This is a genomic window from Calidithermus terrae (genome assembly GCF_003574345.1).
Classification (GTDB): Bacteria; Deinococcota; Deinococci; order Deinococcales; family Thermaceae; genus Calidithermus; species Calidithermus chliarophilus.
In genome coordinates, this window is the sequence record NZ_QXDL01000296.1 from 1 (window position 1) to 3,870 (window position 3,870).

Sequence of the window (3,870 nt, forward strand, 5' to 3'; positions counted from 1 at the left end):
CGCCTTGTCACCCCCCTTAGCAAGGGGGGCAGGGGGGGATACCCCTTCCCCGCGCGCGGGGAGGGTTGGGGGACGGGGAGGGGTGAACCACGAGCCACAGGCCACGTGCTTACCGCTGACGGCTGATAGCTGACCGCTCATCGCTTCCCGCTTCCCGCCTTCCGGACGAGTGCCAGGATCTCATCGCCGTAGCGTTCGGCCTTGCGGGGGCCGAAGCCCTTGATCTGGGTGAGCTCTTCGGGGGTGGTGGGCAGGGCGTCGGCGATGGCGGCGAGCTGGGCGTCGTGGGCGATGATGTAGGGGGGGAGGTTTTCGGCGCGGGCTTTCTGGCTGCGCCAGTCGCGCAGGGCCTGGTAGAGCGCTTCGTTGGCGGGGGCGGGGCGCGGCCGCTCGGCGGGCGTTTCGGCCTGGGCCCTGTCGGTCTTGGCGACGGGCTGCGGCGGTTCGGCCTCGCCCTCGTAGAAGACCAGGACCGACCACACGGGGGCGGAGCCGGCCACGAGGGCGCTCGAGACCTGGATGGGCTGGACGCGCTCGAGGAAGTCGTTGAGCCGTTGGAGGTCGAGGCTCTGGCGCTCGTCGAGGCGGAGGGTGAAGGCCTGGCAACGCATGGAAGTATTCTAGCCCGCGGCAGGCGGTGGGCAACGGGCCCTCAGGCGGGGGTGAAGCCGAAGCAGCGCTGGGCGTTGGCGTCGGTGACGCGCTCCGTCTCGGCGGCGCTCAGGCCGCGCACTTCGGCCAGCTTTTCCAGGGTGTGGCGCACGTAGGCGGGCTGGTTGCGCTTGCCCCGGTGGGGCTCGGGGGGGAGGAAGGGGGTGTCGGTCTCGACCATGAGGCGCTCGAGGGGGAGTTGCCGGGCCGCTTCGCGCACCCGGGTGTTCTTCTTGTAGGTAAACGGCCCTGCGAAGCTGAAGTAGGCGCCGGCCTCGAGCCCCGCCTCCACCAGCGCGGGGTGCCCGCCGAAGGCGTGCAGCACGGCCTTAGGCGGCCGGTTGCGCCGGAGCCACTCGGCCACCTCGAGCTCGGCTTGGTCGTCGCCCTGGGCGCTGCGCACGTGCAGGATGAGGGGCAGGCCCAGTTCGGCGGCCAGCTCGGCCTGCCAGTCGAGGGCTTCGTACTGATGGGGGCGGGTCTGGGGGGTCCAGTAGAAGTCCAGACCGCTCTCCCCGACGGCGCGTACCCGCTCGTGGCGGGCGAGCTCACGGGTCTCCTCCCGGTGTTCGCGCCAGCGCTCGGCCTCGGTGGGGTGTATCCCCACCGCCGCCCAGACGTTGGGGGCGGAAGCGGCGATCTGCAGGTTGCGGAGGGACTTAGCAGGCTCGGTGCCGATGGTCAGCATCGCGCGGAAGCCCCGGGCGGCCTCGAGGGCCCCCGCGAGCTCGGCGGGCTCGAGGTAGTCGAGGTGGCAGTGGGTGTCGGTCACGATCAATAGCCTAAGGGTAGGTCGAGGGGCGATAGCGGATAGCCGGGCGCGGGTCGTACGTCTGATAGGGGTCGTACGTCGTACGTCTTACGTCGTACGCGAGGCGCCAAACGCAAAACGCAAGACGCAAAACGCAAGACGCATGTCCTACGTCTTACGTCGTACGCCGTATGCGAAACGCAATACGCAAGACGCCCTGGCCCTCGACCCTTGACCATCGACTATCGGCCACCGATCCCGTCATCCTGAACCCGCGACCCGATGCCCGCTGCCCGCTAGAATGGCCTCATGAAGCCCCTCTGCGCCGGGCTCGTGTTGCTGCTGGCGGCTTGCGTCCCTGTTTTACAGGACGTGGACCCGGCCCGCCCGCCGGAAGCGGGCAACTGGGGGCCCAACCCCGTGGCGGTGGAGTGGTGGTACGTCTCGGGGTACCTGCCCGACGACGGGATCGCCTTCCACTGGGCCGTCTTCAAGGGGTACTTCACCCCGCGGCTGGGGCCGGCGTTCCTCGGCTTCTTGTACCCCGGGCCCTTCCACGCCTCGCACCTCGCCGTGACCGACCTGCGCGCCGGCCGCAAGCTCTTCGACGAGCGCTTCGACTTCCGCCAGGACGCGCCGCGCGGCGACGCCGTCATCGAGTTCCCGCCGCTGCGCATCGAGCAGGGGGACTGGAGGCTGGTACAGGAGGGGGCGAGCTACCGGCTCGTGGCGGGGCCGCTCGACGTGCGGCTAACCCCCAAAAAGCCCGCCGTGGTGCACCCGCCCGGCTACTCGGGCACCGGGGAGGTGGGGCGCATGTACTACGTCTCCTACACCCGGCTGGGCCTCGAGGGGCGCATCAACGGCCGCGCGGTGCAGGGGGAGGCCTGGATGGACCACCAGTGGGGCGAGCAGCTTTCCGGGAGGGACGCCTTGTGGGACTGGTTCGGGCTGCACCTCTCCGACGGCAGCGACCTCATGCTCTACCGGGTCAAGAAGCCGCCGGGCGCCGGGCAGACCGACGGGGAGGTGGTGCAACTGGCGGGGAGCCGGACCGACCCCCAGGGGCGGATCGCCGGGCTCCGAAACCTGCGCATGACCCCGCTCGAGCGCTGGACCTCGCCCAGCGGGCGCAGCTACGCGCTATCCTGGCGGGTCGAGGCCGAGGGGCTGGAGCTCGAGCTCGCCCCAGTGCGCCGGGACCAGGAATTGCTCACCACCTCCACGGGCGTAGCCTACTGGGAGGGCCCGGTGCGGGGGCGGGGCACCTGGCAGGGAAGCCCGGTCGAGGCCAGGGGGATGGGCGAGTTCGTGGCGGGCACCTACTCGCCGGTGGCGATGAACTTGGGCACGCTGCTGCCCGGGCGGTAGAAGGTCACGTTGGCCGAGAGCTTGCTGCCCCTGACCTGGAGGGTGTAGCTGCTCTCGGCGGCCACGGTGCCCAGCTCACAGCCCTGGCCGCGCCCCTGGGGGCGGCAGCGGGCGTCCTGGACGCTGAGGCCATCGCCCCCGACGAACAGGGCCACCTCTTCGGCCGCCGCCTTCCCGGCGAAGAAGATCACGCTGGCCTCGGTGGCGCTCGAGCGCACGATGCTCAGCCGCGCGCTCTCGTCGTTGAAGAGGCAGCCTGCCAGCAGCAGGGCCCCGGCCCAGCCCAACACCCAGCGTCTCCACATACGCAGCTCCTTCACATCAGCCCCGCGTCGCGCAGCGCGGTGTCGAGCTTCTCCTGCAGCTCGAGCCGCCGCTTGGCGGAGATCCGCAGGTTGCCGTCCTGGATCAAGCTTCCCAGCACGTCGACCAGGGCGGGCCGGACGGCGTTGAGCGCGGCCTGGGGGATGCCGCTGGGGAAGCGGGCGACTAGGAAGTCGAAGACGATGTTGAAGAATGTGTCCAGTAAATTCATGGGGCTCCTCTGGCGGCCGCGATGGGCGCGGCCCCGGTTATACGAACCGGGGCTATTGTAGGGGAGGCTGCTCGGCCGGGCGCCTCCGCCGCGTCTCCGCGGCGTCTTGGTTTCAGCCGCGCAGGCCCGCGCCGTAGAGGCCGGCCTGGGTGCGGGCCTGGATCATCAGCTTCTCGAGCTTGCCCGCCTTGCGCAGGCGCCCGATGAGGTTCTCGAGCACCTCGAGGTCGCTCGACTCCGCGAACTGCTCCTTGTGGTCGCGGGTCATGTACCACAGGGCCTGGGCCTCAGCGCCGGGCGGGAGGCCGCCGGTGCGGATGTCCCAGTGGATGAAGTAGCCGTTCACCAGCGCCCGCGCCAGGTTGTCCTTGATCACGTACTCGATGTTGCCGGCGTGGCCCATGCGGGGCAGGAGCCCCTGGGCCAGCGCCTCGGTGAGCTCGAGGCCGGCCGTCTTGGGCCGCAGCTCGCGCAGAGCCTGCTTCACCAGGCGGTGGTGGTGCTCGAGGAGGCCCTGCAGCCACACGCTGTCGGCGTCGCCGGCGGGGGCGGGGGCAGGGGG

The 3,870-nt window shown here is 70.7% G+C and carries 6 protein-coding genes; 1 reads left to right on the forward strand and 5 read right to left on the reverse strand.

The window, feature by feature from the left end:
- Nucleotides 1–137: 137 nt before the first annotated feature.
- Both Mterra_RS19570 and Mterra_RS19575 read right to left on the reverse strand, forming a co-directional pair.
- Nucleotides 138–611, reverse strand: a complete 474-nt coding sequence (locus tag Mterra_RS19570; RefSeq protein ID WP_119316648.1) for an HRDC domain-containing protein — start codon at nucleotides 609–611, stop codon at nucleotides 138–140.
- Nucleotides 612–652: 41 nt separating this feature from the next.
- Entirely contained in the window at nucleotides 653–1,423 is a 771-nt protein-coding gene (locus Mterra_RS19575) for a TatD family hydrolase (RefSeq protein ID WP_119316649.1), read from the reverse strand.
- A gap of 288 nt (nucleotides 1,424–1,711) precedes the next feature.
- Between Mterra_RS19575 and Mterra_RS19580 the strand changes: the two genes are divergently transcribed.
- Nucleotides 1,712–2,773, forward strand: a complete 1,062-nt coding sequence (locus Mterra_RS19580; protein WP_119316650.1) for a lipocalin family protein — start codon at nucleotides 1,712–1,714, stop codon at nucleotides 2,771–2,773.
- On the opposite strand, the gene Mterra_RS19585 is transcribed toward Mterra_RS19580, so the two are convergent.
- The 3 genes from Mterra_RS19585 to Mterra_RS22610 form a co-directional block, all read right to left on the reverse strand.
- The gene (locus Mterra_RS19585) at nucleotides 2,725–3,078 is read right to left on the reverse strand and encodes a hypothetical protein (protein WP_147372959.1); all 354 of its coding nucleotides are present in this window, start codon (nucleotides 3,076–3,078) and stop codon (nucleotides 2,725–2,727) included. The genes Mterra_RS19580 and Mterra_RS19585 overlap by 49 nt on opposite strands.
- A gap of 11 nt (nucleotides 3,079–3,089) precedes the next feature.
- On the reverse strand, nucleotides 3,090–3,308 hold the full coding sequence (locus tag Mterra_RS19590; protein WP_027893518.1) for a hypothetical protein: 219 nt from the start codon (nucleotides 3,306–3,308) through the stop codon (nucleotides 3,090–3,092).
- Nucleotides 3,309–3,420: 112 nt separating this feature from the next.
- On the reverse strand, nucleotides 3,421–3,870 hold a 450-nt coding region (locus Mterra_RS22610), incomplete at its 5' end, for a hypothetical protein (protein ID WP_170159755.1).